Raw genomic sequence first — 2,152 nt, 5'->3', positions numbered from 1 at the left:
GTATCACGGGGTAAAAGCCCCCATCTGTTTTTTTCTTTATCTGATCGGAGGGTGGGGAGTCCATTCCCCTGCAGTCATGAAAAAACCACGGCTCTCCCTATCATGACACACTGGCGTGATTCGCATTCCTTTCGCATGGCTGCATTCCCGTGGCTTTAATCACGGCAAACCCACAACCGTGAATCATCTCTTCCGTGCAAAGACCATCTCAACGCTGTCGAAGCGCTCCATCTCGGCGGTCTTCAGCGGGACATAGAGCGCGAAGATCTCCGGGGTATCAAGAGTGAGAGTCCGGTCTTCCCGGATCTGCGCAACAACAATGCCTTTTGACCGTACATTGAACCCGACCGCATATTCGGCCGGAAGGGCGTTCCTCCCCATGATGGTCGCATTGATCAGGACAAAGTTCCATGTGGGGGTGGATACCGTCCTGGAGCATACAGGGCCACCCAATGTTGCGGGCTCGATGTAATCGGTGATTCTCCGGCCGGCCTCGACCGTGGTTACATTTGTCACGGCATTGGTCTCAATGAACCTGCGGATCTCATCTTCCGGATAGGCAACAAGTGTTCCCTGGCGGCCGGCAATGCCGTACGCGGGGTCCCCGGCAGCTTCAGGGAAGAATTTCCTCATGCCGCAATCGGGAATGTCTGCGTTGAAGTATTCTTTCTGGAAGTTCAGGACAATAATCCGGGGATCGCCGGTTGCGCCATACGTCGGGACAACCCATGTCGTGGCTGGTGCCGTTGTGGGAAAAACGTCCGGGCTGGCTGTTATAACCGCTGCCGTTTCCGCGGGCGGCAGCGTGGGTGCGGGAAGCGTGACCAGCACTGTTGCCGGATGCGTGACTGCAGCCGGTGCTGCTGTCGTAGTCGTGACAGGTGCCCTGCCTTCACCGGATCCGGACAAACAGCCCGCTGACAGGAGGAGCGGGACCAGAAGCAGGATGAGGAGCAGGGCAGAGATCATTCCGGCTCTTCTGGCAACGGGCTTTCGCATGGATCAATGGTAATGCCGGGACCGTGTTAAGCCTGATCCTTTCCGTGCAGCAGTTCCGCACTCTGCTCTCCGGAATAACTGCCCGCAAATCCAGTGCAATCGGCAAAAACGCGGCGAATCCGACCAAAACGCATTTAAAAGAATGGATTTTCCAATCGGGCCTTCCCGCATGCTTTAATAATAGTTCGGCAAATATAATGGAGCCGGTTTACACGGTAACAGGTGAAACACAACAATGGATTACGCAACCATGCTCGGCGACTCCTTTGCCTATACAAAGGACGCCATTGTCGGCAAGTGGAAACAGTACCTGCTGTTCCTGATCGCAACGCTCCTGCTCACGATCCCCCTGCTGGGGTACAGCCTGAAGGTGTTCCGCGGCGAGAAGCCGGCACCCGAAGTTGACGGGTGGGGGACACTTATCATCGATGGTATCAAGTACGCCATCATCAGCATCATCTGGGTAATCCCCTGCTTCATCATCGCCATGTTCGTGATTGGCGCCGGTATTCTCGCGTATGTTGAGAACCCCGCAGCACTGGTGGAGATCATCGGCGGCGTGTTGATCGGGATCGTTGTGCTCCTCATCGTTGCAGCCATCACGGGACTCTTTGCAACGATCGGTGTCATCCGGTTTGCACGGACCGGCAGCATGGGCGAGGCGTTCAATTTCAGCGCCATCATCGAAACCATCGGCAGGATCGGGTGGGTCAACTACATCATCGCGATGATTGTCATCATCATCGTCGAGATGGTCTTCATCGGGGTCATCGAGGCCCTCAACTTCATCGTCAGCCCGTACCTGGGTCTCTTTATCGAGTTCCTGCTCCTGGCGCCGCTGACGCTTCTTATGTCCCGCTACTTCTGCCTGATCTACGATTCGGCAGATTCCACGTAAGGGAATCATCCCCCTGGATCTTTTTTTGCCTGTCCCGGTTGTGCCGGGTGCAGGACTGGCAGCGGTTGTGCGGTGCCTGCGGAACGGTGTTCTTTTACTGGGTGTACTCAAGCATCAGGGTTGATCGCGTCCATTACCACGATTGCGACACAACGGAAACGAGAACAGGCCCTAATTTAGCATCGGATCAGGTACAGTATCCCGAGGTTGGCAAAGGCGCGCCCGCCGATTAAGCAAAATTTAAGTTAGACCCAA

Annotated in this window: 2 protein-coding genes; one reads left to right on the top strand and one right to left on the bottom strand. The window is 55.4% G+C overall.

The genetic code is table 11. The features are described from left to right. Positions 1 to 183 precede the first annotated feature (183 nt). Positions 184 to 969, bottom strand: a complete 786-nt coding sequence (locus CW742_RS11125) for a hypothetical protein (RefSeq protein WP_292420384.1) — start codon at positions 967 to 969, stop codon at positions 184 to 186. Positions 970 to 1,234: 265 nt separating this feature from the next. Here CW742_RS11125 and CW742_RS11120 point away from each other — a divergent pair, with 265 nt between their 5' ends. Next, entirely contained in the window at positions 1,235 to 1,897 is a 663-nt protein-coding gene (locus tag CW742_RS11120) for a DUF4013 domain-containing protein (RefSeq protein ID WP_292420382.1), read from the top strand. The last annotated feature ends 255 nt before the right edge of the window (positions 1,898 to 2,152 follow it).

The sequence above is a fragment of the Methanoregula sp. genome, from assembly GCF_002835825.1.
In the GTDB taxonomy this organism is placed as follows: Archaea; Halobacteriota; Methanomicrobia; order Methanomicrobiales; family Methanospirillaceae; genus Methanoregula.
This window is presented reverse-complemented; position numbering and strand designations above follow the sequence as displayed.